Below are 26,388 nucleotides of genomic sequence, written 5' to 3' on the forward strand. Positions count from 1 at the left end.
CCACCCGTCTCCGGGTCCCGCCCGGTGAGGCAGTACGTGCCGCCGGCCGGATCGCGCATCACCGCCCAGTGGGCGCCCTCCCGGAGGAGGACGGCCCGCGGCACGGCTGCCCGCCGGAGTTCGCGGCCGCTTCGGCCCCTGGGTCTGCCACCGGTTCGGCCGCGGAGCCGTACGGCACCCCGCTCGTGTGCGTCTACGCCGGCACGGACCGCTGACCGCCGGCCGGCAGGCCACCCGTCTCCGGGTCCCGCCCGGTGAGGCAGTACGTGCCGCCGGCCGGATCGCGCATCACCGCCCAGTGGGCGCCCTCCCGGAGGAGGACGGCCCCCTGCCGCTCGTGCCGGGCACGGACCGCGGCGATGTCCGCGCAGGCCAGGTCCAGGTGGGCGGAGGCGGGGCGCTCGTCGTCGAGCCGCTGGAGCAGGATCCGGACGGGCAGCCCCGCGGGGGGCACGAGCGTGACGAACTCGGGCCGGGAGCCCGCGCGTCGCTCCCAGCCGGTGAGCCGGGCCCAGAAGGCGGACTCGGTGCCGTACGCGGACGGCGGGATGTCGAGGCACACCTGGTCCAGCCGGCTGCCCGCCACGACGGGCGGCCGTACCGACTCCCCGTGCCAGGGCACGGCGCAGAACAACTGCCCGGCGGGTGACCGCAGCACGGCCCACGCGCCGTGGTCGGCCACGACCTCCGCGCCGAGGTCACGGGCCGTGCCGACCAGCTCCCGGACGTCCTCGGCACACAGGTCGAGGTGGGCGCCGCCGTCCGCGTCGGCGACGCCCTGGAGCTTGCCGCAGGCGTCCGCGCCCTCGGGCAGCAGGGTCATGAACTCGCCCTGCGCGCCGCGCGGTTCGGACAGCCGGGTACCGGTGACGGCCGTCCAGAAGGCGCCGGCCTCGGGCAGGCGGGCGGCGGGGCGGTCGGCGAAGACGTAGGTCCAGCGGATGATCATGGAGGGGAGTGTAGGGGCCGGCTCCCCGGCCCGCCGGGGTGATTCAGCCCGCCGGGCGCTGCAGGAAGCGGAGCTGGTTGCCGGCCGGGTCCCTGAAGGCGCAGTCGCGCACCCCGTACGGCTGGTCCGTCGGCTCCTGCAGCACATCGGCGCCGGACTCCCGCACCCGCTCGTACAGCGCGTCGCAGTCCTCGGTGGTGAAGATCACCCCGCGCAGCATGCCCTTGGCGAGCAGCTCGGCGAGTGCCTGCCGGTCGGCGGGGGAGGCGTCCGGGTTGGCGCCCGGCGGCTCCAGCACGATCTCGACGTCCGGCTGGAGCGGCGAACCCAGGGTGACCCAGCGCATGTTCTCGAAGCCGACGTCGTTACGGATCTCCAGGCCGAGCACGTCACAGTAGAAGGCGAGGGCCTTGTCGTGGTCGTCCACGGCGATGAAGCACTGCTTGAGTTTCACGTCCATGACGTCACGCTAGGCCTCTTCGGGCCGCGATGCGCGGGTGTCGGGACGCGAGGACTCGGTGCGGCCTCAGTAGGGCCGCCGGCGCGGGCGGGTGAAGGTACGGGCCACGCAGGACGGGATCACCGCGCTCTCCTGATGGTCGCGGGCCCGGTAGGCGCTCGGCGTCTCGCCGACCAGCTCGGTGAACCGGGAGCTGAAGGAGCCCAGCGAGGTGCAGCCGACGGCGAGGCACACGTCGGTCACGCTGAGGTCGCCCCGGCGCAGCAGCGCCTTGGCCCGCTCGATCCGCCGGGTCATCAGGTAGCTGTACGGCGTCTCCCCGAAGGCCTTGCGGAAGCTGCGCTGGAAGTGACCGGGGGACATCAGGGCGTCGCGGGCCAGCGCGGCCATGTCGAGGGGCTCGGCGTACTCGCGGTCCATGCGGTCGCGCACCCGGCGCAGCCGTCTGAGGTCCTCCAGGGTCATGCCCTTCAGCTTGGCACAGACGGCTCTCCGCGAGGACCGGCCGAGGTTGAACGCCGCCCACACAGGCAAGCACACAGGCAAGGGGCCCGACCGGAGAACCGGTCGGGCCCCTTTCAGGGGAGGAGAGGGCCTCAGGCCTTCTTGGTCTCCCAGAAGATCTTGTCGATCTGGGCGATGTAGTCCAGCGCCTTCTGGCCCGTCGCCGGGTCGGTCGACGCCTTGGCGGCCGAGAGGGCCTTCAGGGCGTCGTTGACCAGCTGGTGCAGCTCCGGGTACTTCTCGAAGTGCGGGGGCTTGAAGTAGTCGCTCCAGAGGACGGAGACGTGGTGCTTCGCGAGCTCCGCGCGCTGCTCCTTGATGACAGTGGCGCGCGCCTGGAAGTGGGGGTCGTCGTTGCCGGCCATCTTCTCCTGGACGGCCTTCACCGACTCCGCCTCGATGCGGGCCTGGGCCGGGTCGTACACGCCGCAGGGCAGGTCGCAGTGGGCGCTGACCTTGACCTTGGGGGCAAACAGGCGGGAAAGCATGGAGCATTCCTTCCTCGTGATCGTCTTCTCAGGTGCGACATTACTCCCTGAGGGACCGGTTTTCGTGAGTGCCCCCTAGGGCTTAGGACAAAAGTCCAGGGTGAGACTGAGACTGGTGGAGGAACGGACCGGGGAGGTGCCGGGGATGCCGGAGCTGTCGCAGGAGACCGAGCGGGGGAGGGCCGCTGCGCCGTTCGGGCTGGCCGAGGTCACGGGGCCGTCCATGGTGCCCACGCTCCGGCACGGGGACCAGCTGGTGGTGCGGTACGGGGGCGTGGTCCGGGCCGGCGACATCGTGGTCCTTCGGCACCCGTTCCAGCAGGACCTGCTGGTCGTCAAGCGGGCCGTGGAGCGGCGCGACGGCGGCTGGTGGGTGCTCGGGGACAACCCCTACGCGGGCGGGGACAGCACCGACTACGGCGTCGTACCGGAGGAGCTGATCCTGGGCCGGGCCTGGTTCCGGTACCGGCCGCTGCGGGCCGGTCAGCGCTCGCCGCTGGCGCTGGCGCGCTGGGCGCTCTCGGCCGCCAGGCCGCTGCTGCCCGACCGGTCGGCCTCCAGGCGCTTGCGGGCGCGGTAGGCGGCCACGTTGGCGCGGGTGGCGCAGCGGTCGGAGCAGTAGCGCCGGGAGCGGTTGGTGGAGGTGTCCAGGTAGGCGTTGCGGCAGGGGGTCGCCTCGCAGACGCCGAGGCGGTCCACGCCGTACTCGGTCAGATGGAAGGCGAGACCCATCGCCGCGATCGCCGCGTACCCGGCGGTGGCGTTGGACGGGTGGTCGGCCAGGTGCATGTGCCACAGAGGGCGGCCGTCCTCGTCCCGGAAGTCGTGCCCGGAGATCTGGGGGCTCACCGGGAACTCCAGCAGCAGCGAGTTCAGCAGGTCCACGGCGAGCGTCTCGTCGCCCTGGTCGGCCGCCTCGAAGACCGAGCGCAGCCGGGACCGCACCGACCGGAAGCGTGTGACGTCGGCGTCGGTGGCACGGCGGGCCGCCGACGCGTTGCCGCCGAAGAGGTCGCGGACGGCCTCGACCGAGGTCAGGGAGTCCTTGCCCCGGGCCGGCTCCTCGCTGTTGACGAGACGGACGGCGTAATCCGAGTAATAGGCCAGTTCCACTTGTTGTCCTTACGAGGGCGCTTTATGGTCGAGTCTGCGGTCGGGTAACAGCCGGTCGTGTATCCAGGGTATTACGCGCTCCGGAGGAGAGAGGGTTCCATGGCCACGAGTACCGGAACCGACTGGCAGGCCTGGCAGCGGAGCTGGGACCGCCAACAGGAGTGGTACATGCCGGACCGTGAGGATCGCTTCAGAATCATGCTCGACCTGGTCGAGGCGCTCGTCGGTACCGCTCCACGCGTGCTCGACCTCGCGTGCGGCACCGGCAGCATCACGGCCCGGCTGCTCACCCGCTTCCCCCAGGCCACCAGCACCGGCGTCGACCTCGACCCGGCCCTGCTCGCCATCGCGCGCGGCACCTTCGAGGGCGACGACCGGGTCTCCTTCGTCACCGCCGACCTCAAGGAGCCCGAGTGGCCCGCGAGGCTGCCGTACGACTCCTACGACGCCGTCCTGACCGCCACGGCCCTGCACTGGCTGCACAGCGAACCCCTCGCGGCCCTCTACGGTCAGGTCGCGGGGCTGGTCCGCGACGGCGGTGTCTTCATGAACGCGGATCACATGATCGACGAGAGCACGCCCCGGATCAACGCGGCGGAGCGGAGCCGGCGGCACACGCGCATGGATCAGGCCAAGAAGGAGGGTGTCCTGGACTGGGCCGAGTGGTGGCAGCTGGCGGCGCAGGACCCGGTCCTCGCCGAGCCGACCGCGCGCCGCTTCGAGATCTACGGCGAGCACGCCGACGGGGACACGCCGTCGCCGGCCTGGCACGCCCGCGCCCTGCTGGCGCGGGGCTTCGGCGAGGCCCGGCCGGTGTGGTGCTCGCCGTCGGACACGCTGCTCCTCGCCCTGAAGTAGACCGCCGTACGACCGCCGTACGACGAAAAGGGGCGGTACGCGTACGCGTACCGCCCCTTTTCAGCAACCGCTCTTCCAGCACCGCACGCCGTCCCGGCGCGGCGTCACAGCACCTTGGACAGGAACGACTGCGTCCGCTCGTGCTGCGGGTTCGTCAGGACCTCCCGCGGATGGCCCGACTCGACCACCACGCCCTCGTCCATGAACACCAGGCTGTCGCCCACCTCGCGGGCGAAGCCCATCTCGTGGGTGACGACGACCATGGTCATGCCCGACTCGGCGAGGTCCCGCATGACGTCCAGGACGTCACCGACCAGCTCCGGGTCCAGGGCCGACGTCGGCTCGTCGAACAGCATCAGCTTCGGGTCCATCGCGAGCGCCCGGGCGATCGCCACGCGCTGCTGCTGGCCGCCGGAGAGCTGCGAGGGGTAGTGCCCGGCCCGGTCGGCCAGGCCCACCCGCTCCAGCAGCTGCATCGCCCGGTCCCGGGCCTGCGTCCTGGTCACGCCCTTGACCTGGACCGGCGCCTCCATGACGTTCTCCACGGCCGTCATGTGCGGGAACAGGTTGAAGCGCTGGAAGACCATGCCGATGTCCCGGCGCTTCAGGGCGACCTCGCGGTCGCGCAGCTCGTAGAGCTTGTCGCCCTGCTGGCGGTAGCCGACCAGCTCGCCGTCGACGTACAGCCGGCCCGCGTTGATCTTCTCCAGGTGGTTGATGCACCGCAGGAAGGTCGACTTGCCGGAGCCGGAGGGGCCGATGAGGCAGAAGACCTCGCCCGGCTTCACCTCCAGGTCGATGCCCTTGAGCACCTCGACCTGGCCGAAGGACTTGTGCACGCCCTCGGCCCTGACCATCGGGACGCCGGCCTTCGGCGGGGTGTCCTGGGTCTTGCTCAGCTTGTCGGTCATGCCGTGACCTTCCTGCTGGAGAAGGTCGTCAGATGCGCCCGGACCTTCTGCCACGGGGTGGGCGGGAGGCTGCGGCTGGAGCCGCGGGCGTAGTAGCGCTCGATGTAGTACTGGCCGACGCTCAGGATCGAGGTCATGATCAGATACCAGGCGGCGGCGAGGAAGTACATCTCCACCGGGGCGCCCGAGTTCTGGCCGATGTCCTGGGCGTAGCGGAACAGTTCGGGGTACTGGACGGCCGCCACGAGCGAGGTCGTCTTCAGCATGTTGATGACCTCGTTGCCCGTGGGCGGCACGATCACGCGCATCGCCTGCGGGATGATCACCCGGCGCAGCGTCTTGCTGTGGCTCATGCCGAGCGCGTGGGCCGCCTCGGTCTGGCCCTCGTCCACCGCGAGCAGACCCGCCCGGCAGATCTCGGCCATGTACGCCGCCTCGTTCAGACCCAGGCCGAGCAGCGCCGTCAGCAACGGCGTCATGAAGTTCGACCACTCGTCCTTGTAGAGCGGCATCAGGTTGATGTACTTGAAGACCAGGCCCAGGTTGAACCACAGGAACAGCTGGACCAGGACCGGTGTGCCGCGGAAGAACCAGATGTAGAACCAGGCGATCGCCGAGGTCACCGGGTTCTTCGACAGCCGCATCACCGCGAGGAGGATGCCGCCGGCGATGCCGATCAGCATCGACAGGACCGTCAGCAGGAGGGTCTTGTAGACACCGGTCATGATCCGGTGGTCGAAGAAGTAGTCCGGCACCGCGTGCCAGTTGATGTCGCCCTGGCCGAACGCGTAGACGATCGCGACGAGGAGTGCGATGGCGACAACGGCGGAAACGTATCGCCCGTAGTGCCGGACCGGGATGGCTCTGATGGCCTCCGGGCCGGCCGGGGGAGTGCCCTGCGCCCCGGCCGTCTTCTCGATGTCAGTCACGGATGTTGCCTCTCAGTGGCCGCTCGTCGTGCCGCGGGTCACTTGCCGCCGTTGATCGCGGACTGCTTGACGGCGCCGTCCTGGGCGCCCCACTTCTGGAGGATCTTCGCGTACTCGCCGTTCTTGATGATCGCGTCCATCGCGGCCTTGAGGGCGTCGCGCAGCTGGGTGTCCTTCTTGGCCACGGCGATGCCGTACGGAGCCGCCTCGACCTGGTCGCCGACGACCTGGAAGTCCTTGCCGCCGCCGGAGGTCTTCACCGCGTACGCCGCCACCGGGAAGTCGGAGGAGGCCGCGTCCACGCCGCCCGAGCGCAGGCGGGTCTGGGACTGCTGGTCGTCGTCGAAGGGCTCGATGGTGAGCTTCTTGCCGCCCTTACACTTCTTGGCCTCCTGCTTGGCCAGGTCCTCCGAGACGGTGCCGCGCTCGACGGCGATCTTCTTGCCGCACAGGTCCGACCAGCTCGTGATGCCGTTGGTGTCGCCCTTGCGGGTGTAGATCGAGACACCGGCAGTCAGGTAGTCGACGAAGTCGACGCCCTCGCCGACCTTCTTGCCGGTGTCCGGGTCGACACCCTCCTGGCGGTTCTTGTTGTCCGTCATCGCCGACATCGCGATGTCGTAGCGGCCGGAGCGCAGACCGGTGAGCAGGCCGTCGAAGGTGCCGTTCTGGAACTCCAGCGTCACGCCGAGCTGCTTGCCCAGGGCCGCGGCGAGGTCCGGGTCCAGGCCGGAGACGTTGCCGGAGGAGTCCTTGAACTCCACCGGGGCGTAGGCGATGTCCGAGCCGACCTCGATCTTGCCCTTGTCCCGGATCTCCTTGGGGAGCTTGTCGGCCAGCGGGGCGGTGTTCGCGGCCGCGCTGCCGGAGTGCTTGTTCTTGTCCTTGGTCTGGTCACCGCAGCCGGTGAGCAGCAGGGCGCCTGCGACCGCTATCGCACCGGCCGCGGCCAGATGAGAGCGCGCGGCGGTCGTACGACGGGTGGAGCTTGCGGTCATCGTGGTTCCTCCGGCGGATGGGAAGAGGGCCGATGGGTCGAATCAGACACACACCTTCGGGTGTCGCGACCTCGTGGGTTTACCGCATCTTGCCATTCGGACTACGCCGTTCAGGTGCGTCGCTATGTCAAAATCGGATAACGGGTCACCCCCGAACCCCGTCAGCGCGGTGCACCCCCGGCAGTTGACCCCGCACCATCTGCGGGAATCCCGTCCCGTGGCCGGAAAATCTTCGCCCCGTCTCAGGATGTGGTCGAACGCAGCCGTGGCCTTTCCCACCACGCAAGACCCTTGCCGACGCGCGTTGTCGTCCTGTCAGACGCATGTCATGCGCTCGTGGCATTCCGGTCCAGTGATGTGACCTTGCACCTATTGGACTCGTCGCGGGCACCGTCCGTCCGGTAAGAAGGTTCTTTACACCCCTCATCCGGGGCTCAGGGCGCGTGTGCGGCGCGCCCGTCGCGTATGACCCGTACGTATCCGCAATCGGGCCGTGCGCGGTGCCCGCCCACCCCTCACCAGGAGTGGTCGACCCTCAAACCATGCATAGCTAAGGGGTAATACAAAGTGGCAGCGGAGATCGTCAATCCTCGCAGCGACAGCAATACGGATCAGGACGGCGGGGCCGAGCCCCTCGATTCCTTCGATCCGGCGTTCGCGCTGCACCGCGGTGGCAAGATGGCCGTGCAGGCCACCGTGCCGGTCCGCGACAAGGACGACCTTTCCCTCGCGTACACGCCCGGCGTCGCGCGCGTGTGCACCGCGATCGCGGAGCAGCCGGAGCTGGTCAACGACTACACGTGGAAGTCCTCGGTGGTCGCCGTCGTGACCGACGGTACGGCCGTGCTCGGACTCGGGGACATCGGTCCCCAGGCCTCCCTCCCCGTGATGGAGGGCAAAGCGATCCTGTTCAAGCAGTTCGGCGGGGTCGACGCGGTCCCGATCGCGCTCGACTGCACCGGCGTGGACGAGATCGTCGAGACCGTCGTCCGGCTCGCCCCGTCCTTCGGCGGAGTGAACCTGGAGGACATCTCGGCGCCCCGGTGCTTCGAGATCGAGCGCCGGCTCCAGGAAGCCCTCGACATTCCGGTCTTCCACGACGACCAGCACGGCACGGCCGTCGTGACGCTGGCGGCGCTCCGTAACGCGGCCCGGCTCAGCAGGCGCGAGATCGGGCAGCTGCGGGCCGTCATCTCGGGCGCCGGCGCGGCCGGTGTCGCCATCGCCAAGATGCTGATCGAGGCCGGCATCGGGGACGTCGCGGTGACGGACCGCAAGGGCGTCGTCTCGGCCGAGCGGGAGGACCTGACGCCGGTCAAGCGCGAGCTGGCGGGGTTCACCAACAAGGCCGGCATCACCGGCTCGCTGGAGGACGCCCTCGCGGGCGCCGACGTCTTCATCGGCGTCTCCGGCGGTACGGTCCCGGAGGAGGCCGTGGCCTCCATGGCGAAGGGCGCCTTCGTGTTCGCGATGGCCAACCCGAACCCCGAGGTGCACCCGGACGTCGCCCACAAGTACGCGGCGGTCGTCGCGACCGGGCGGTCGGACTTCCCGAACCAGATCAACAACGTGCTGGCCTTCCCGGGCATCTTCGCGGGCGCGCTGCAGGTCCGGGCGACCCGGATCACCGAGGGCATGAAGATCGCCGCCGCCGAGGCACTGGCCGCGGTGGTCGGTGACGACCTCGCCGCCGACTACGTGATTCCTTCGCCGTTCGACGAGCGGGTCGCTCCCGCCGTCACGGCCGCGGTGGCCGCGGCCGCCCGCGCCGAGGGCGTCGCGCGTCGCTGACGTCGCGCCTCGCCGGCGTCGGGTGTCACCGGCGTCGCGCGGAAAGGGCCCCGTCCGGTCGGACGGGGCCCTTTTCCTGTCCCGTTCCTCCCGCCTGCCGGGCTGCGCTGGACGGGTGCCCCTGCGCAAGAGGGCATGTGTCACAGCCCCGCGCCGTTCCGTCGGTTGATCAGTACCCCTATCGTCGGCTGCATGTTCGCTGCCTACGCCGCCCGCATCGACCGCGACCAGCCGCTCAGCGGCCTCGAGTTGGGGGAGCGTCCGGCTCCCGAGGCCCGCCCCGGCTGGAGCACCGTCACGGTGCGCGCCGCCTCCCTCAACCACCACGACCTCTGGTCCCTGCGGGGCGTCGGCCTCCCGGAGGGCCGGCTGCCGATGATCCTCGGCTGCGACGCCGCGGGGATCGACGAGGACGGCAACGAGGTCGTCCTGCACTCCGTCATCGGCCAGACCGGCCACGGCGTCGGCCCGGACGAGCCGCGCTCCATCCTCACCGAGCGCTACCAGGGCACCTTCGCCGAGCAGGTCGCCGTGCCGACCTGGAACATCCTGCCCAAGCCCAAGGAGCTGTCCTTCGCCGAGGCCGCCTGTCTGCCGACGGCCTGGCTGACGGCGTACCGGATGCTCTTCACCAACGCCGGCGTACGCCCCGGGGACTCGGTCCTCGTGCAGGGCGCGGGCGGCGGTGTCGCCACGGCCGCGATCGTGCTCGGCAAGGCGGCGGGGCTCCGTGTCTTCGCCACCAGCCGGGACGAGGCCAAGCGCAAGCGGGCGCTGGAGCTGGGGGCCGTCGAGGCGGTGGAGCCGGGGGCCCGGCTGCCGCAGCGGGTGGACGCCGTGATCGAGACCGTCGGCGCCGCCACCTGGTCCCACTCGGTGAAGTCGCTGCGGCCCGGCGGGACCGTCGTCATCTCCGGCGCCACCAGCGGGGACCGGCCCTCGCACGCCGAGCTGACCCGGATCTTCTTCCTGGAGCTGAAGGTCGTCGGCTCCACCATGGGCACCAAGGACGAGCTGGAGGACCTGCTCTCCTTCTGCGCCGCGACCGGTGTACGGCCCGTCATCGACGAGGAGCTGCCGCTGGACCGGGCCCGCGAGGGCTTCGAGCGGCTCGCGTCGGGGGAGCAGTTCGGGAAGATCGTGCTGACCAACTCCTGAGGTGGCGTCAGGGGTGGACCGCTGAGGCGGGTCCGGTCACCGGGCCCGCCTTTTCCGTACTCTCGATGTCAACACAGGTTGACGGGGTGCGGAGCGCCGGGAGGCGGTACGGCAGGCCCTGGGCGAGGCGCGCCGACGCGCGGGACTGCCCGCTGCCTCCCGCCCTGCCCTTCCGGCTCATCCCTTCAGGCTCGCCCCCCTTCCGTCTCACCCCTTCCGGCTCGCCCCTCCCGGCTCACCCCTTCCGTGTTCGCAGGAGTGCGCCGATGCGGGCCGCCGCTGTCGACAGGTGGTGGCGGGCCTCCTGGAGTTCGTCGGAGGTGACTCCGTGGTCGCGGGCCGCGTCGCGGATGTCGTCGCGGAAGCGGTCCAGGAGGCGGTCCAGGTCGCGGGCCGGGTCGCCGGTGGGCTCCTCGTGGGACCAGGAGGGTTCGTACGCGGCCGGGAAGTCCTCCGGGGTGGCGGAGTACTGCGGTGCCGCCGGCTCCGCCGCGGGAGTGCGGCCGAAGGCCCAGTCCTTGCCGAACTCGCCGAACTCCTTGGCCATCTCGGTCAGGCCCTCGCGGACACCGGTCGGCCAGTCGCCGCGGGCGAAGTGGTCCTGGACGCGGTCCTGGACCCGCCGGGCGATGCGCTGCATCTCCTCCTGCGCCTGGACCCGCGCCCGCGCCTGCGCCTCCTGGGCCTGCCGACGGGCCCGCTGGGCCTCCTCACGGGCCCGGCGGCTCTCGTCCTTGGCCCGCCGCGCCTGTTCCTTCCACTCCTGCTTGACCCGGCGCATCTCCTCCTTGGCAGCCTGCCAGGCCTCCTTGTCGCCCAGGTCGCCGTACTCCCCTTGGGTGCCCGGCGCGCCCCGGCCGTTCTTCGCGCCCCGGCGTGCCTCGGTGGCGGCCGCACGCATCTCACGGCGCAGATCACCGGCCGCGCCGCGCACGTCGGCCCGGATCTCGGCGGCAAGTTCCGCGACCGACTCCCGGATCTCCAGCTCCAGGTCCGCCAGCTCACCACTGCGGTCGGCCAGCTCGGCCCGGCCCGCCTCCGTGATGGCGTACACCTTGCGGCCGCCCTCGGTGGTGTGCGTGACCAGACCCTCGGCCTCCAGCTTGGCCAGGCGGGGGTAGACCGTGCCCGCCGAGGGGGCGTACAGCCCCTGGAAGCGCTCCTCGAGGAGCCTGATCACCTCGTAGCCGTGGCGCGGAGCCTCGTCGAGCAGCTTCAGCAGATACAGGCGGAGGCGGCCGTGGGCGAAGACGGGAGGCATGTCAGAGCACCTTCTTGTCGGTCGTGCCGTCGGCCGGGGCGCCGGTGGCGTCGGAGCCCTTGCCGGAGGCGGAATTGTCCCCCGAGGCGGTCTCCCGCCCGGTCGCCGGGTCCTCCTCGTCCTCCCGGGGCGGACGGCGCAGCAGGGCAATCGAGCCGGAGACAGTGGTGGCGCGGAGTCTGCCGGTGCCGGCGCCCAGGCGGCCGGTGATCTTGTGCGCGCCCCAGTGGCCGTGCACGCGCAGTCCGTCGAAGGCGTTGGAGATCGTGCCGCTCGCCGTGTTCGCCTCCACCTCGGCGTCCGCCGGGTGCGGCAGGCGGATGGCGATCTCGCCGGAGACGCTGGTGAGGCCGACCTCCGTGGGACCGTCCGGGTCCAGGTCGACGATCATGGAGCCGCTGACGGAGTCGGCGCGGACGGAGGGGCCGGAGCCGTCGACCACGGTCAGGTCGCCCGAGACCGAGTTGAACCGCAGGTCGCCGGTGACCGCCTGGGCTTCCACGTTCCCGGAGACGGTGTCCGCGCGGACCGGGCCCGAGATGCCGACGAGGGTGGTGTCGCCGGTCACTCCCTTGACCACGGCGGGGCCGCGGATGCCGGAGACGACCGCGGCGGCGCCGACCACACCCACCTCCACACGGGTGCCGGCGGGGACCGCCAGGGAGACGACCGCGCTGCGGCGCCAGCCCTTGCGGTCGAGCCACTTGAGGAAGCCCTTCCAGGGGAGGTCCTCGTAGGCGACGGTGAGGGTGCCGGACTCGTGAGTGACCACGAGGGGTGGGCCCTCGATGTCGGAGACCTCCAGGCGGGGGGTGGGGTCGTCCGTGCCCACCACGTTGACCGCGCCGTTGACCACGCGGACGTGGAGCTCGTGCACGGGGGTGTCGAAGCTGAGCTTGCGGGGCTCGGTGACGGACCACTCGGACATCGGGGCCTCCTCGGCACGGGCACAGGGACACGCCATATCGCGTCCCCGGGAAACACGATATATCGTGGCGAGGGGAAGTCAAGGTCCCGTGAGGGTGAATGACCGCGGGGGCGGCGCGTTGCATAGGCTGGTGGGGAAGCCATCACCGGCCTGGATGTATACGCAGGAGACGCAACCCCATGTACTTCACCGACCGTGGTATCGAGGAGTTGGAGAAGCGGCGTGGCGCGGAAGAGGTCACCTTCGAGTGGCTTGCCGAGCAGCTGCGCACGTTCGTGGATCTGAATCCGGACTTCGAGGTGCCCGTCGAGCGGCTGGCCACCTGGCTCGCCCGCCTCGACGACGAGGACGACGAATAAGCAGGCAGGCGAAGGGCCCGGCACCGAGTGAGAACTCGGTGCCGGGCCCTTGGTGTCGGCGGAACCGCCGGAGGCCTACGCCTCGAACACCTCACGCACCAGCTGCTCCTGCTCGGCCTGGTGGCGCTTGGCGGAGCCCACCGCCGGGGACGAGCCGTGCGGGCGCGAGATGCGCCGCAGCCGCTCGCCGGCCGGGATGTCCGCGCCGACCGCCAGGTCCAGGTGGTCGATCAGGTTGAGCGCGATGAACGGCCAGGCACCCTGGTTCGCCGGCTCCTCCTGCGCCCACAGGTACTTCTCGGCGTTCGGGTACTTGTTGACCTCCGCCTGGAGCTCGGCACCCGGCAGCGGGTACAGGCGCTCGATGCGGATGATCGCCGTGTCCGTGACGCCCCGCTTCTGCCGCTCGGCCTCGAGGTCGTAGTACAGCTTGCCGGCCACGAAGACGACCTTGCGGACCGCAGCCGGGTCCACGGTGGCGTCGCCGATGACGGGGCGGAACTGACCCGACGTGAACTCCTCCGTCTTCGACGCGGCGGCCTTCAGGCGCAGCATCGACTTCGGGGTGAAGACCACCAGCGGCTTGTGGTGCGGGTTGTGCACCTGCCACCGCAGGAGGTGGAAGTAGTTCGACGGGAGGGTCGGCATGGCGACCGTCATGTTGTTCTGGGCGCAGAGCTGGAGGAACCGCTCGACGCGGGCCGAGGAGTGGTCCGGGCCCTGGCCCTCGTAGCCGTGCGGGAGGAGGAGGGTGACGCCGGACGTCTGGCCCCACTTCTGCTCCGCCGCCGAGATGTACTCGTCGACCACGGTCTGCGCGCCGTTGACGAAGTCGCCGAACTGCGCCTCCCACATGACGAGCGCGTCCGGGCGGGCCAGCGAGTAGCCGTACTCGAAGCCCATGACGGCGTACTCGGACAGCAGCGAGTTGTAGACGTTGTAGCGCGCCTGCTCCTCGGCGAGGTACATCAGCGGCGTGAACTCCTCGCCCGACTCGCGGTCGATGAGGACCGCGTGACGCTGGCCGAAGGTGCCGCGCTGGGAGTCCTGGCCGGACAGACGGACCGGGGTGCCCTCCAGCAGGAGGGAGCCGACCGCGAGGGTCTCGCCCATGCCCCAGTCGATCGTGCCGTCCTCGACCATCGTCGCCCGGCGCTGCAGCTGCGGCAGCAGACGCGGGTGGACGTGGAAGGAGTCGGGGATGTTGACCTGGGACTCGGCGATCCGCTTGACGATCTCCGTGGAGATCGCGGTGTTCACGGCGACCGGGAAGTCCGCCTGCGGGTCCGGCACCGGGCCGTCGGCCGGCTGGGAGGTGGCCTCGCGGACCTCCGTGAAGACCTTCTCCAGCTGGCCCTGGTAGTCCTGCAGGGCCTGCTCGGCCTCTTCCAGGGTGATGTCGCCGCGACCGATCAGGGACTCGGTGTAGAGCTTGCGCACCGAGCGCTTCTTGTCGATCAGGTCGTACATCAGCGGCTGGGTGAAGGCCGGGTTGTCCGACTCGTTGTGACCGCGGCGGCGGTAGCAGATGAGGTCGATCACCACGTCCTTGTTGAACGCCTGGCGGAACTCGAAGGCCAGCCGCGCGACGCGGACCACGGCCTCCGGGTCGTCGCCGTTCACGTGGAAGATCGGGGCCTCGATCATGCGGGCCACGTCCGTCGCGTACATGGAGGAACGCGAGGACTCGGGGGCCGCGGTGAAGCCGACCTGGTTGTTGATGACGATGTGGACCGTGCCGCCGGTGCGGTAGCCGCGCAGCTGCGACATGTTCAGGGTCTCGGCCACCACGCCCTGGCCCGCGAAGGCCGCGTCACCGTGCAGCGCGACGGGCAGGACCGTGAAGTCCGTGCCGCCCTTGTTGATGATGTCCTGCTTGGCGCGGGCGATGCCCTCGATGACCGGGTCGACCGTCTCCAGGTGGGACGGGTTGGCGGCCAGCGAGACCGTGATCTGCTCGCCGTCCAGGCCGGTGAAGGTGCCCTGGGCGCCCAGGTGGTACTTCACGTCGCCGGAGCCGTGCATCGACTTCGGGTCGAGGTTGCCCTCGAACTCGCGGAAGATCTGCGCGTACGACTTGCCGACGATGTTGGCGAGGACGTTCAGGCGGCCGCGGTGGGCCATGCCGATGACGACCTCGTCCAGGCGGGACTCGGCGGCCGAGTCGATCACCGCGTCGAGCAGCGGGATGACGGACTCGCCGCCTTCCAGCGAGAAGCGCTTCTGGCCGACGTACTTCGTCTGCAGGAAGGTCTCGAAGGCCTCCGCCGCGTTCAGCCGGCGCAGGATCCGCAGCTGCTCCTCGCGCTCCATCTTGGAGTGCGGGCGCTCCACGCGGTCCTGGATCCACTTGCGCTGCTTGGGGTCCTGGATGTGCATGAACTCGATGCCGGTGGTGCGGCAGTACGAGTCGCGCAGCACGCCGAGGATGTCGCGCAGCTTCATCATCGACTTGCCGGCGAAGCCGCCGACCGCGAAGTCGCGCTCCAGGTCCCACAGGGTGAGCCCGTGCTCGGTGATGTCCAGGTCGGGGTGCTTGCGCTGCTTGTACTCCAGCGGGTCGGTGTCGGCCATGACGTGGCCGCGGACCCGGTAGGAGTGGATCAGCTCGAAGACGCGGGCGGCCTTGGTGACGTCGTCGTCGTGGCTGGCGTCGATGTCCTTGAGCCAGCGGACCGGCTCGTAGGGGATGCGCAGCGCCTCGAAGACGTCGTCGTAGAAGCCGTTCTCGCCCAGCAGCAGGTTGGCGACCTGGCGCAGGAACTCGCCGGAGGCGGCGCCCTGGATGACGCGGTGGTCGTAGGTCGACGTGAGCGTCATGACCTTGGAGACACCGAGCTTGTTCAGGGTGTCCTGGCTGGTGCCCTGGAACTCGGCCGGGTAGTCCATGGAGCCGACGCCCATGATCACGGACTGGCCGGGCATCAGGCGCGGTACCGAGTGGACGGTGCCGAGGCCGCCGGGGTTGGTCAGGGACACCGTGACACCGGTGAAGTCGTCCATCGTCAGCTTGCCCTCGCGGGCGCGGCGGACGATGTCCTCGTAGGCCTGCCAGAACTCGAAGAAGTTCAGCGTCTCGGCCTTCTTGATGGCGGCCACGACGAGCTGGCGGTCACCGTTCGGCTTGACCAGGTCGATGGCCAGGCCGAGGTTGACGTGCGCCGGCTTGATCAGGGTCGGCTTGCCGTCCTTCTCGCCGAACGACCAGTTCATCGACGGCATGGCCTTGATGGCCTGCACCATCGCGTACCCGATGATGTGCGTGAAGGAGATCTTCCCGCCGCGGGCGCGCTTGAGGTGGTTGTTGATGACGATGCGGTTGTCGAACAGCAGCTTCACCGGGACCGCGCGGACCGAGGTGGCGGTCGGCAGCTCCAGCGAGGCGTTCATGTTCTTCGCGACGGCGGCGGCCGGTCCGCGCAGCGTGATCAGCTCGGGGCCCCCGGGGGCTTCCTGCGCGGGGGCGGCGGCCTTGGACTTCGGCTGAGCGGGCGCCTGTGCGGGTTGCGCCGGCTTGGCCGGGGTCGGGGCCGCGGCCTTCGCCGCGGGAGCGGGTGCCGGAGCGGCAGCCGGAGCAGGGGCCGCGGCGGGCTTCGGGGCCGCGGGAGCAGGCGCGGGTGCGGCCTGGGCCTGAGGGGCCGGGGAGGTGGTCTCTGCGGCCCCCGCGGCCGCAGTACCCGCCGGAGCCGGCGTGGCAGGAGCCCCCGGCTTGTAATCGGCGAAGAAGTCCCACCAGGCACGGTCTACCGAATTGGGGTCCTGGAGGTACTGCTGATAGATCTCGTCGACGAGCCACTCGTTCGGACCGAACGCGGCCGCGGGGTTCTTCCCGGCCTGGTCGTCGGTGGAGACGCTCGTTGAGTTACTGGGGGACTGTGGCGACACGGCGGCAACCGCCCTCTTCCGCTTCACAAGGTGATGGACAGCGGAAATAAAGGCTACGCCCCCAAGACCGTGAAGGTCAGGTCGGGCCCGTTCATCGTCGCGTAAGTCACATCAGAAATCTTGTTTCAGGGCTTGATATGGCGGGAAACAAGCGTGGTTCCGGATGCGGAAGGGTGTGCCGACCGGAGCCCGTCGCACCCACGTGCGACGTGCTGCTCGGGCCTGCCGCTGATCACACGTGTCCAGCTGCGCGGAACGGCGCGGACGCTCGTGGATCTTGGGCTTCCGGTTCGAACCTTACGTCAACTTGACGAGGAAGACAGTCCCGGAAGAGTGACGATGATCCGGCAGCCCCGCTCGGATTCGGCCACACCGATCCGGCCGCCGTGCAGATCCACCGCCCACCGGGCGATCGCCAGCCCGAGCCCCGTACCGCCGTCGCTGCCGGGGCCGTGCGGCCGGGTGGCCGCGCCCCGGTTGAACCGCTCGAAGACCCGGTGCCACTCCGAGCGCGGGATGCCGGGGCCCTCGTCCAGGACCTCCAGCTCCAGCGACTCCGGCTGCGCGCCGCGCCGCGCCTTCACGGTCACCCGGCCGTGCGGCGGGCTGTGCTTGACCGCGTTGTCGATCAGGTTCGCGACGACCTGGTGGATGCGCTCGGGATCCGCGTGCGCGGTCAGCTCCGGCGGGGAGACGTCCAGGTGCAGATGGACGTCCGTACGCGTGTGGCTCCCGGACCCGGAGGCGATGCCCGCGCGCGCGGAGGCGACCATGTTGGCCTCCTTCAGCACGCCCGACAGGTAGGGCCACACCTCGAACCGGCGCATCTTCAGCGGTACGACGCCGTTGTCGAGCCGGGAGAGGTCCAGCAGGGTCTCCACCAGCCGGCCGAGCCGCTCGGTCTGTTTCAGGGCCGTCCGCATGGTCTCCGGGTCGGCCTCGGTGACCCCGTCGACGATGTTCTCCAGCACCGCGCGCAGCCCGGCGATGGGGGTGCGCAGCTCGTGCGAGACGTTCGCCACCAGCTCCTTGCGCTGGCTGTCCTGCGCCTCCAGCTCGTCCGCCATGACGTTGATCGTCTGGGCCAGATCGCCCAGCTCGTCCCGGCGGCCATCCCGGACCCGGCGCGTGTAGTCGCCCTGCGAGATGGACCGGGCCACCGTGTTCATCTCGTCCAGCGGCATGGTGAGCGAGTGCGCCACGAACTGCGTGATGAGCAGGGTGGCGATCATCGAGAAGACCGTGATGAAGCGCAGCTCCGTCTTGGTGTGCACCGCGACGATCGACAGGCCGGTGGTGATCAGCACCGCGATGACGACCAGCGCACCCAGCTTGGTCTTGATCGAGAACGGGCGTACGCCGCCCCAGGGGTCCCCTCCGGCGGCCTTGAAGGCTCCGGAGTGTCCGGGGAGCCCGGGGCTCCTCCGTGCGGCCTGGCGCCCGTCACTGCTCATGGCGTCGGCGTCTCCAACGCGTATCCGACGCCGTGCACCGTGCGGATCCGCTCGGCGCCGATCTTCCGGCGCAGCGCCTTGATGTGGCTGTCGACCGTACGGGTGCCGGAGGCGTCCGCCCAGTCCCACACCTCGGCCAGCAGCTGCTCCCGGGAGAGCACCGCGCGCGGGGTGTTCGCCAGGCACACCAGCAGGTCGAACTCGGTGGGCGTCAGGTGGACGTCCTCGGACTTCACCCGGACCCGGCGCTGGGCGTGGTCGATCTCAAGCTCGCCGAGCCGCAGGATGCCGGAGCGGGGCGTGGTCGCGGCGACGGCCGCCCGCTCCACCCGGCGCAGCAGCACGTGCACGCGTGCCGCCAGCTCCCGCATCGAGAACGGCTTGGTCATGTAGTCGTCCGCGCCGACCCCGAGCCCGACCAGCATGTCCGTCTCGTCGTCCCGCGCGGTCAGCATCAGGACCGGCACCGGCCGCTGGGCCTGCACGCGCCGGCAGACCTCCAGACCGTCGAAGCCCGGCAGCATGATGTCGAGGATCAGCAGGTCGGGCTGCCAGGCCTCGGCCGTGTCGACGGCCGCCGGGCCGTCCGACGCGGTTTGCACGAGAAATCCCTCGGCACGCAGCCGGGCCGCGATGGCGTCGACGATCGTGGGGTCGTCCTCGACGACCAGCACCCGGCGCTGTGCGCCCTGGGTGGTCGCCGCCGCGCCGCTCTGGGAGGTGTGTGTCTGCTCCATCGCCCGCCCCTGCTTGTTGCTTTCCGGAACCCGTGGGGTGATCCCATGTCTGCGATTGACGCTTGAATGATCCGCGTCAGGGCAGCACCCTACGGGGATCGACCGCGCTGTCGCTATCCAGGGCGGACGCCGAGGTGCACGGCGTCCGGAACGCCCCGGGCAACGGGCACCTCTTCGGTACGCACCTGCTGGAACCCGGCATTCCGCAAGCTTCCTTCAAATTCCGGAGAGGGCGTCGCCGACCACACCGCCAGCACGCCGCCCGGTCTCAACACCCTTGCGCAGGCGGCGAGTCCGGTGGGTGAGTAGAGGCTGTCGTTGTCCCCGGTCACGGTCCAGCCCGGGCCGTTGTCGATGTCGAGGCACAGGGCGTCGAACGTGTCCGATGTCTCATTGACGTACCCCACCAGATCGGTCTGAACGATCGCGGTCCGGGCGTCGGCGAGGGCACCGGCGGTCAGCTCCGCCAGCGGTCCGCCGCGGTGCCAGTCGACCACGGCGGGCTCCCGCTCCACGACGGTGATCCGGCCCCACCGCGCGTCGCTCACCGCGTGCGCCAGCGAGAACCCCACTCCCAGCCCGCCGATCAGCACCTCCGGCTCCGGCCGCCCGTCCAGCGCGTCGTACGCGGCGTCGACCAGAAGCCGCTCGGAGCGGCCGTCGGAGGTGTCCATCAGGAAACAGCCGTTGGCGATGATCTGCAGCAGCGAACCGTGTCTGCGCAGCACCACTTCGCCGTACGGGCCGTCGCGCCGGTCCAGGACCACGGGAGAGTCGTACGCGGCAGTCATGAGCCCATCCTGCTTGAACGCGGCTTGGCGTACACGGCAATTACCGATGACGGGCCGCCGACGCGCGGACGGCCGGGGTGCGATGCACTCGTTCGTGGGACACCCGTGCGCCGGGCGGCGCCCCGCCCCGACGCAGCCGCGATGTAGGAGGTTGCTGTGAAACCGCTCTCGCGTGGCGTCGGTCATAGACACGGGGCCGCCGAGGACGAAGGGTGGGGCGCGACGGAAGGAGCGCCTCACCGTGGAACGGACCGCGACGGGCCCCGCGGGGGCCGCGTCCGTGCCCCTCGCGGGCACGCCCCTTCCCGACGGCACGCCCGCCGACGTCCCGGGGATCGCCGAACTGCTGGACGGCATGCCACGCCAGCGCGGCACCGCGGCTGCCGAGGCCGTCCCCCTCCAGGCCTCTCCCGCCGCATCCCGCCCGTGGCCCCGGCGCCTCCTGCCGACGCCCACCGGCACTCCTTTCACCTTCGCCTACGCGGCCGTCCTGGCCGTCACCTCCGTGTTCGCGGCCCTGGCCGACCCGGGCCTGGTGCACAGCCTCTACCAGGGCTCCAGCACCGACGTGGCCCACCTGCTGCGCACGCCGGCGCTGGTGCTCCTGGCGAGCGCGCTGTGGATCGCGGGCGGGATCGTCTCGCCGTACGCCGCGGCGTTCGTGCTGGTGCTCACCGGGCTGGAGCGGCGGATAGGCGGGGCGCGGGCGGCCTGTGTGTTCCTGACCGGGCATGTCCTGGCCACGCTCGCCACCGAGGTCCCGGTGGGTCTCGCCGTCCTGTTCGGCCACCTCCCGGCCAGCTCGCTGCACCGCCTCGACTACGGCATCAGCTTCGGCGTGGCCGCCAGCACCGGCGCTCTGGCCGGTCTCCTCGCCCCCTGGCTGCGCTGGCCGCTGCTCACCCTGGTCGCCGGCATGCTCCTGGAGGACCTGGCCGCCTTCCAGGACCCGATGACCAACTGGGGCCACCTGATCGCCCTGACGACCGGCGTCGCCTGCTGGCCCCTGGTCCGGCGCTGGCAGCGGACGGCTTCGGCGGCTTCCCGGGCGCACCCGGTGGTCAGCACGGGCTGAGCCGTTCCCCCGGCGCCCGGGGCAGGAGCGTTTGCCGCATCCGCTCCACGCCCGCACGCCAGGAGGCGCCGACGGACCCCTCCCACAGCTCCAGGAGTTCGGAGGGCTCCTGCGTGAGCCGGTCCAGCGCCCAACGACACGGCGGCGGACTGGTGCGACGACCTGGACGAGGCCGCCGACGGCCGAGCGGGAGGGCATCGTGCGCCGCACGCTCGCGCGGGTGGCCGGCAGCGCGGGTCGAAAAGGCCCGTCCCCCAGGTGCCCCATGCGTCCTCCCCGTGCGGTCGGTCCACCCGTGTGCCGATCCACCGGTCATGCTGACAGCCCCCACTGACAACGCCTCCCACCTGCAAGGACGTTCGCGCCGCCCGGTGATCGCTCACAGCGAACAGGGCGCCGGGAACATTCGCCGACCGCCGTGCATTGAGTCGGCATAGCTCAAGTTGACTGCCTAAGGGGAGATCATGGCTGCTGAGTCCACGGCGTTCACGCTCGTCCTGCCCGTGCTGCCGCTCGACGACGAGGTCGTGCTGCCCGGCATGGTGGTCCCGCTGGACCTGAGCGACGCCGAGGTTCGGGCCGCGGTGGAGGCCGCCCAGGCCGCCGCCCGGTCGGCGCCCGGCAAGCCCAAGGTGCTGCTGGTGCCACGCGTCGACGGCACGTACGCCAGGACCGGCGTCCTGGGCACGGTCGAGCAGGTCGGCCGGCTGGCCGACGGCGATCCCGGGGCCCTGATCCGCGGCCGGAGCCGGGTCCGCATCGGCGCCGGCACCACCGGACCGGGCGCCGCGCTCTGGGTCGAGGGCGCCCGGATCGACGAGAGCGTGCCCGACCCGCTGCCGGGCCACGTCGCGGACCTCGTCAAGGAGTACAAGGCGCTCGCCACCACCTGGCTGAAGAAGCGCGGCGCCTGGCAGGTCGTGGACCGCGTCCAGGCCATCGACGGCGTCTCCGCGCTCGCCGACAACTCCGGCTACTCGCCCTTCCTCACCATCGAGCAGAAGGTCGAACTGCTGGAGACCGCCGACCCGGTGGCCCGTCTGAAGCTCGCCACGCAAGCGCTCCGCGACCACCTCGCCGAGCAGGACGTGGCCGAGACCATCGCCAAGGACGTCCAGGAGGGCGTCGACAAGCAGCAGCGGGAGTTCCTGCTGCGGCGTCAGCTCGAAGCGGTCCGCAAGGAGTTGCGCGAGCTGAACGGCGCGCAGGACGGCGAGGAGTCCGACGACTACCGCACGCGCGTGGAGGCCGCCGACCTGCCCGAGAAGGTCCGCGAGGCCGCCCTCAAGGAGGTCGACAAGCTGGAGCGGGCCTCCGACCAGTCGCCCGAGGGCTCCTGGATCCGCACCTGGCTGGACACCGTCCTGGAGATGCCGTGGAACGCGCGCACCGAGGACGCGTACGACATCCAGGGCGCCAAGGCGATCCTGGACGCCGAGCACGCCGGCCTGGAGGACGTGAAGGCGCGCATCACCGAGTACCTGGCCGTGCGCAAGCGGCGCACCGACCGCGGCCTGGGCGTCATCGGCGGCCGGCGCGGCGGTGCCGTGCTCGCCCTGGTGGGCCCGCCCGGTGTCGGCAAGACCAGCCTGGGGGAGTCCGTCGCGCACGCCATGGGCCGCAAGTTCGTCCGCGTCGCCCTCGGCGGCGTCCGCGACGAGGCCGAGGTCCGCGGTCACCGCCGTACGTACGTCGGCGCGCTGCCCGGCCGGATCGTGCGCGCGATCAAGGAGGCCGGGTCCATGAACCCGGTCGTGCTGCTCGACGAGATCGACAAGGTGGGCTCCGACTTCCGCGGCGACCCGGCCGCGGCCCTGCTGGAGGTCCTCGACCCCGCCCAGAACCACACCTTCCGTGACCACTACCTGGAGGTCGAACTCGACCTGTCGGACGTGGTCTTCCTCGCCACCGCCAACGTCCTGGAGGCCATCCCGGAGGCCCTCGCCGACCGTATGGAGATCGTCCGCCTGGACGGCTACACCGAGGACGAGAAGGTCGTCATCGCCCGGGACCACCTGCTCCCGCGCCAGCTGGAGCGGGCCGGCCTCGGCGAGGACGAGGTCGCGATCGACGAGAGCGCGCTGCGCAGGCTCGCCGGCGAGTACACGCGCGAGGCCGGCGTGCGCACCCTGGAGCGGTCCATCGCGCGGCTGCTGCGCAAGGTCGCTGCCCAGCACGAACTGGGCGAGCGGAAGCTGCCGTTCACCGTCACCGACGGCGACCTGCGCGGACTGATCGGACGCCCGCACCACGTGCCCGAGTCCGCCCAGGACCCGGCCGAGCGCCGTACGGCCGTCCCGGGTGTGGCGACCGGCCTCGCGGTGACCGGTGCCGGCGGCGACGTCCTCTTCGTGGAGGCGTCCCTCGCCGACCCGGAGACCGGCGCGGCGGGCCTGAACCTGACCGGCCAGCTCGGCGACGTGATGAAGGAGTCGGCGCAGATCGCGCTGAGCTTCCTGCGCAGCCACGGCGCCGAACTGGAGCTGCCGGTCGCCGACCTGAAGGACCGGGGCGTGCACATCCACTTCCCGGCGGGCGCGGTCCCCAAGGACGGCCCGAGCGCGGGCATCACCATGACCACCGCGCTGGCCTCGCTGCTCTCGGGGCGGCTGGTCCGCACGGACGTGGCGATGACCGGAGAGGTCTCGCTGACCGGCCGGGTGCTGCCCATCGGCGGGGTGAAGCAGAAGCTGCTCGCCGCCCACCGCGCCGGGGTGACCACCGTGATCATCCCCAAGCGCAACGAGCCCGACCTGGACGACGTCCCGGCCGAGGTGCTGGACAAGCTCGACGTCCACACCGTGACCGACGTCCGCCAGGTCCTGGAGCTGGCGCTCGCGCCCGCCGCGAACGGCGCGACGCCGGAGGTTCCGGTAGCGGCGTGACGGACGCTGCCGGATGAGCGAAGGCCCGGGTTCCGTGAGGGAGACCCGGGCCCTCGCCATGGGTGGGCACCGGGATCACCCGATGGAAGCCGGGCGTGCGTTGCCCCCCCGGCGAGCCCCTCGGTGCTGATCGCAGCCGAGAGCGCGACGGCGCATTCCGGCGCGGTCCGAGGCGACACGATCCGCGCGGGCGCCTGCAACGGCGCCCTGAACGGCACCGCCGAATCCGCCGGCGGCAGCCGAGCCGGGCTGTGACGGCGCCGAGGGCGGCAGGGGTGGGCGTCTGCGTCGACTCTGCGGCGGCAGTGGTGGCGTCCGGGGTGGCTTTGCGGCGGCAGTGGTGGCGTCTGGGGTGGCTTTGCGGCGGCAGCGTGAAGGGCGGCGACGGTGGGAACGGCCGCGACGCGGTGAGCACCGCAGAAGGCGGGAGGCCGTGGTCGCGGCGGCGGCGGTGGGCTCACCCGCCGGTTCCGGCGACCGACTGCTCCGCCCACACCGTCTTGCCGATCCGGTCGTGCCGGGTGCCCCAGCGCTCGGCGAGCTGGGCGACCAGCAGCAGGCCCCGGCCGCCCTCGTCGAAGATCCGGGCGCGCCGCATGTGCGGGGTGGTGCCGCTGGCGTCGTAGACCTCGCAGATCAGGGTGCTGTCCTGGTGGATCAGCCGGAGCCGGATGGGCGGGCGGCCGTAGCGGATGGCGTTGGTGACCAGCTCGCTGACCATCAGCTCGGTGGTGAAGGCGGCCTCGTCCAGGCCCCAGGTGGTGAGCTGGTCGGCGGCGAGGTGGCGGGCGCGGGCGACCACGGTGGGCTCGTTCTCCAGCTCCCAGGCGGCCACCCGGTCCCGGTGCAGCACCCGGGTGCGGGCCACCAGCAGCGCGATGTCGTCGTCGGGGCGGTGGGTCAGCAGCTCGGTGAGCACCCGGTCGCACACGGAGTCCAGCGAGGTGGCGGGGCGCCCGAGCGCGGCGAACATCTTGTCCAGCGCCTCGTCGATGTCGTGCTCGCGGGCCTCGAACAGCCCGTCGGTGTACAGCGCGAGCAGGCTGCCCTCGGGCAGCTCGGTCTCCACGGCCTCGAAGGGCAGTCCGCCGAGCCCGAGCGGCGGGCCCGCGGGCACGTCGAGGAAGCGGACCGTGCCGTCCGGGGTGACCACGGCGGGCGGCGGATGCCCGGCCCGGGCCAGGGTGCAGTGGCGCGAGACCGGGTCGTAGACGGCATAGAGGCAGGTGGTGCCGATGCCTCCGGCGGTCTCGGCGGACGGGTCGGCGCTGCCCTCGTCCGCGGCGAGCCGCAGGACCAGGTCGTCGAGGTGGGTGAGGAGTTCGTCGGCCGGCAGGTCGACGTCGGCCAGGGTGCGCACCGCCGTCCGCAGCCGGCCCATGGTGGCCGAGGCGCGGATGCCGTGCCCGACCACGTCACCGACGACGAGCGCCACCCGGGTCCCGGACAGCGGGATCACGTCGAACCAGTCGCCGCCCACGCCGGCCCGGGTCTCGGCGGGCAGATAGCGGGTGGCTATCTCCAGGGCCGCCTGCTCGGGCAGCGTGTGCGGGAGCAGGCTCTGCTGCAGGGCCATCGTGGTGGTGCGGGTCCGGGAGGAGGCACGGGCCCGGTCGATGCCGTCGGCCGCCTTGGCCGCGAACTCCTCGGCGAGCCGCAGGTCCTCCGGGCCGAACGGCTCCCGGTCGCGGTGCCGGCCGAAGAGGGCCACTCCGAGCGTGTCGTCCTGGGCGTGCAGCGGCACCGCGAGCAGCGCGCGTGCCTCGAAGGCGCGCAGCCAGGCGGCGCACGGGTCCAGCCCCGTCCACGCGGCGATGCCCGGGTCCGCGGTGTCGTACAGCAGCGGACGGCCCGCCGTCAGGCACCGGGCGGGCGGTGAGTCCGGCGGGCAGACGACCGCCTCGCCCACCGCGCTTCCGGGCGCCGGCCCGCTGTCCGGGACCGGGCGCAGGGCGGCCCGGCGCAGGACGAGCGGGCCCCGCTGCCGGTCGGACCCGGTGCCGGTCCAGGGCGTGTCGAGCAGGTCGACGGCCATGACGTCGGCGAGCCGGGGGACCGTGACCTCGGCGAGTTCCTGCGCGGCGCGGGCCTGGTCCGCGGCCATGCCGACGCGCGAGCCGGCCTCGCCCGGCTGCTGCTGCGGGGCGCTGGTGTCCGGGGCGGGGCGCTGCGTGGACAGACACACGGCCCGTACCCGGCCGTCGGCGTCCTTCAGCGGGGTGAGTACGGCGGTGTCGCCGAGGTCCGGGCCGAGGCGGGCCCGCACCTCCTGCGGCCGGCCGGCCTCCAGCGCCTGCCGCATCGACCGGTCGGTCTCCTCGCTCGCCGCTCCGGGCACGATGTGGACGACGCGCAGCCCGCGCATCACCGCCTCGGGCAGGGCGAGGGCGTGTTCCATCCGGCGGTTGGCGCGCACCAGGCGCAGGTCGGCGTCGAAGATGGCCAGCGGGAAGGGGGACTGGAGGAAGGTCCACTCCTCCAGCGGCTCGCCGCGGGGCGGCTGCGTGCGGGTCGTCACGGCGCTCACCACGAGCCAGTCCGCGGCCCCGGCCCGCGGGGCCCGGCGGTGGGCGAGCACGCCCAGCTCCAGGGACCGGCCGTCCTGGTGGCGCAGGGGGAGGGTGCCGTTCCAGCGCCGGCGGCCGGCCAGCACCCGGCGGATGGTCGCGTGGTCGGCGGCGAGCAGGGTGGCGGCGGGCCGTCCGACGACGGCGGAGGAGTCGTAGCCGAGCAGTCGCTGCGCGCCGTCGCTCCAGCTGGTGAGGATGCCCTGCTCATCGATGGTGGCCGTGTACGTGGACTGTCGCTCCATCGCCGCTCATCTCGCCCTTGCTCGGCAGGCTCTCCTGACCAG

At 71.5% G+C, this 26,388-nt stretch carries 23 protein-coding genes and 1 pseudogene; 8 read left to right on the forward strand and 16 right to left on the reverse strand.

Annotated features, from left to right (window positions below; genetic code table 11):
- From AB0N17_RS25715 to sodN, 5 genes and pseudogenes are all read right to left on the reverse strand, one after another.
- Window positions 1-86 (reverse strand): annotated as a pseudogene (locus AB0N17_RS25715) (VOC family protein); the annotation flags it as partial.
- Between the two features lie 107 nt (window positions 87-193).
- A complete protein-coding gene (locus tag AB0N17_RS25720) occupies window positions 194-949 on the reverse strand; it encodes a VOC family protein (RefSeq protein ID WP_366013836.1) in 756 nt (251 codons plus the stop codon).
- 43 nt (window positions 950-992) lie between these two features.
- Window positions 993-1,409, reverse strand: coding sequence for a VOC family protein (locus tag AB0N17_RS25725; protein WP_366013837.1), 417 nt, complete (start codon window positions 1,407-1,409; stop codon window positions 993-995).
- Window positions 1,410-1,475: 66 nt separating this feature from the next.
- A complete protein-coding gene (locus tag AB0N17_RS25730) occupies window positions 1,476-1,874 on the reverse strand; it encodes a helix-turn-helix transcriptional regulator (RefSeq protein WP_366013838.1) in 399 nt (132 codons plus the stop codon).
- 131 nt (window positions 1,875-2,005) lie between these two features.
- Window positions 2,006-2,401 carry a superoxide dismutase, Ni gene (gene sodN / locus AB0N17_RS25735; RefSeq protein ID WP_023546844.1) on the reverse strand — a complete coding sequence of 132 codons (396 nt, stop codon included), beginning with the start codon at window positions 2,399-2,401 and terminating at the stop codon, window positions 2,006-2,008.
- A gap of 145 nt (window positions 2,402-2,546) precedes the next feature.
- Between sodN and sodX the strand changes: the two genes are divergently transcribed.
- A complete protein-coding gene (gene sodX / locus AB0N17_RS25740; RefSeq protein ID WP_366013934.1) occupies window positions 2,547-2,981 on the forward strand; it encodes a nickel-type superoxide dismutase maturation protease in 435 nt (144 codons plus the stop codon).
- On the opposite strand, the gene AB0N17_RS25745 is transcribed toward sodX, so the two are convergent.
- A complete protein-coding gene (locus tag AB0N17_RS25745; protein WP_366013839.1) occupies window positions 2,885-3,514 on the reverse strand; it encodes a CGNR zinc finger domain-containing protein in 630 nt (209 codons plus the stop codon). The two genes, sodX and AB0N17_RS25745, sit on opposite strands and share 97 nt — an antisense overlap.
- Before the next feature lie 99 nt (window positions 3,515-3,613).
- Between AB0N17_RS25745 and AB0N17_RS25750 the strand changes: the two genes are divergently transcribed.
- Complete coding sequence (locus tag AB0N17_RS25750; protein ID WP_366013840.1) at window positions 3,614-4,372, forward strand: class I SAM-dependent methyltransferase; 759 nt, start codon at window positions 3,614-3,616, stop codon at window positions 4,370-4,372.
- 104 nt (window positions 4,373-4,476) lie between these two features.
- Here AB0N17_RS25750 and AB0N17_RS25755 read toward each other — a convergent pair whose 3' ends face one another.
- The 3 genes from AB0N17_RS25755 to AB0N17_RS25765 are packed head-to-tail and all read right to left on the reverse strand — an operon-like array spanning window position 4,477 to window position 7,210.
- Window positions 4,477-5,229, reverse strand: a complete 753-nt coding sequence (locus tag AB0N17_RS25755) for an amino acid ABC transporter ATP-binding protein (protein WP_366013935.1) — start codon at window positions 5,227-5,229, stop codon at window positions 4,477-4,479.
- A 50-nt stretch (window positions 5,230-5,279) separates the two neighbouring features.
- The gene (locus tag AB0N17_RS25760) at window positions 5,280-6,212 is read right to left on the reverse strand and encodes an amino acid ABC transporter permease (RefSeq protein ID WP_366013841.1); all 933 of its coding nucleotides are present in this window, start codon (window positions 6,210-6,212) and stop codon (window positions 5,280-5,282) included.
- Between the two features lie 38 nt (window positions 6,213-6,250).
- Entirely contained in the window at window positions 6,251-7,210 is a 960-nt protein-coding gene (locus AB0N17_RS25765; RefSeq protein WP_366013842.1) for an ABC transporter substrate-binding protein, read from the reverse strand.
- Window positions 7,211-7,777: 567 nt separating this feature from the next.
- Between AB0N17_RS25765 and AB0N17_RS25770 the strand changes: the two genes are divergently transcribed.
- Together AB0N17_RS25770 and AB0N17_RS25775 are read left to right on the forward strand one after the other, a co-directional pair.
- Window positions 7,778-9,001 (forward strand): NADP-dependent malic enzyme, encoded by a 1,224-nt coding sequence (locus AB0N17_RS25770; protein ID WP_366013844.1) that lies wholly within the window; start codon window positions 7,778-7,780, stop codon window positions 8,999-9,001.
- 192 nt (window positions 9,002-9,193) lie between these two features.
- The gene (locus AB0N17_RS25775; protein ID WP_366013845.1) at window positions 9,194-10,159 is read left to right on the forward strand and encodes a zinc-binding dehydrogenase; all 966 of its coding nucleotides are present in this window, start codon (window positions 9,194-9,196) and stop codon (window positions 10,157-10,159) included.
- Window positions 10,160-10,394: 235 nt separating this feature from the next.
- On the opposite strand, the gene AB0N17_RS25780 is transcribed toward AB0N17_RS25775, so the two are convergent.
- Both AB0N17_RS25780 and AB0N17_RS25785 read right to left on the reverse strand, forming a co-directional pair.
- Window positions 10,395-11,420, reverse strand: coding sequence for a helix-turn-helix transcriptional regulator (locus AB0N17_RS25780; protein WP_366013846.1), 1,026 nt, complete (start codon window positions 11,418-11,420; stop codon window positions 10,395-10,397).
- Window position 11,421: 1 nt separating this feature from the next.
- Window positions 11,422-12,348, reverse strand: a complete 927-nt coding sequence (locus tag AB0N17_RS25785; RefSeq protein ID WP_366013847.1) for a DUF4097 family beta strand repeat-containing protein — start codon at window positions 12,346-12,348, stop codon at window positions 11,422-11,424.
- A 179-nt stretch (window positions 12,349-12,527) separates the two neighbouring features.
- Here AB0N17_RS25785 and AB0N17_RS25790 point away from each other — a divergent pair, with 179 nt between their 5' ends.
- The gene (locus AB0N17_RS25790) at window positions 12,528-12,707 is read left to right on the forward strand and encodes a DUF6104 family protein (RefSeq protein WP_073491365.1); all 180 of its coding nucleotides are present in this window, start codon (window positions 12,528-12,530) and stop codon (window positions 12,705-12,707) included.
- 75 nt (window positions 12,708-12,782) lie between these two features.
- On the opposite strand, the gene AB0N17_RS25795 is transcribed toward AB0N17_RS25790, so the two are convergent.
- The 4 genes from AB0N17_RS25795 to AB0N17_RS25810 form a co-directional block, all read right to left on the reverse strand.
- Window positions 12,783-16,592 (reverse strand): multifunctional oxoglutarate decarboxylase/oxoglutarate dehydrogenase thiamine pyrophosphate-binding subunit/dihydrolipoyllysine-residue succinyltransferase subunit, encoded by a 3,810-nt coding sequence (locus tag AB0N17_RS25795; protein WP_366013848.1) that lies wholly within the window; start codon window positions 16,590-16,592, stop codon window positions 12,783-12,785.
- Window positions 16,593-16,894: 302 nt separating this feature from the next.
- The gene (locus AB0N17_RS25800) at window positions 16,895-18,046 is read right to left on the reverse strand and encodes a HAMP domain-containing sensor histidine kinase (RefSeq protein WP_366013850.1); all 1,152 of its coding nucleotides are present in this window, start codon (window positions 18,044-18,046) and stop codon (window positions 16,895-16,897) included.
- Entirely contained in the window at window positions 18,043-18,783 is a 741-nt protein-coding gene (locus tag AB0N17_RS25805) for a response regulator transcription factor (RefSeq protein ID WP_366013852.1), read from the reverse strand. The genes AB0N17_RS25800 and AB0N17_RS25805 overlap by 4 nt, the downstream gene beginning before the upstream one ends.
- Before the next feature lie 113 nt (window positions 18,784-18,896).
- The gene (locus AB0N17_RS25810; protein ID WP_366013853.1) at window positions 18,897-19,574 is read right to left on the reverse strand and encodes a spermidine synthase; all 678 of its coding nucleotides are present in this window, start codon (window positions 19,572-19,574) and stop codon (window positions 18,897-18,899) included.
- A 355-nt stretch (window positions 19,575-19,929) separates the two neighbouring features.
- Between AB0N17_RS25810 and AB0N17_RS25815 the strand changes: the two genes are divergently transcribed.
- The 3 genes from AB0N17_RS25815 (at window position 19,930) to AB0N17_RS25825 (ending at window position 23,789) form a co-directional block, all read left to right on the forward strand.
- A complete protein-coding gene (locus AB0N17_RS25815) occupies window positions 19,930-20,649 on the forward strand; it encodes a rhomboid-like protein (RefSeq protein ID WP_366013936.1) in 720 nt (239 codons plus the stop codon).
- A gap of 464 nt (window positions 20,650-21,113) precedes the next feature.
- Window positions 21,114-23,534 (forward strand): endopeptidase La, encoded by a 2,421-nt coding sequence (lon, locus tag AB0N17_RS25820; RefSeq protein ID WP_366013854.1) that lies wholly within the window; start codon window positions 21,114-21,116, stop codon window positions 23,532-23,534.
- A gap of 123 nt (window positions 23,535-23,657) precedes the next feature.
- Entirely contained in the window at window positions 23,658-23,789 is a 132-nt protein-coding gene (locus tag AB0N17_RS25825; RefSeq protein WP_366013855.1) for a hypothetical protein, read from the forward strand.
- A 202-nt stretch (window positions 23,790-23,991) separates the two neighbouring features.
- On the opposite strand, the gene AB0N17_RS25830 is transcribed toward AB0N17_RS25825, so the two are convergent.
- Window positions 23,992-26,346: a SpoIIE family protein phosphatase gene (locus AB0N17_RS25830; RefSeq protein ID WP_366013856.1), complete on the reverse strand. Its 2,355-nt coding sequence runs from the start codon at window positions 26,344-26,346 to the stop codon at window positions 23,992-23,994.
- Window positions 26,347-26,388: the final 42 nt, after the last annotated feature.

Origin of the sequence: Streptomyces sp. NPDC051133 (assembly GCF_040682635.1) — a bacterium.
Lineage (GTDB): Bacteria > Actinomycetota > Actinomycetes > Streptomycetales > Streptomycetaceae > Streptomyces.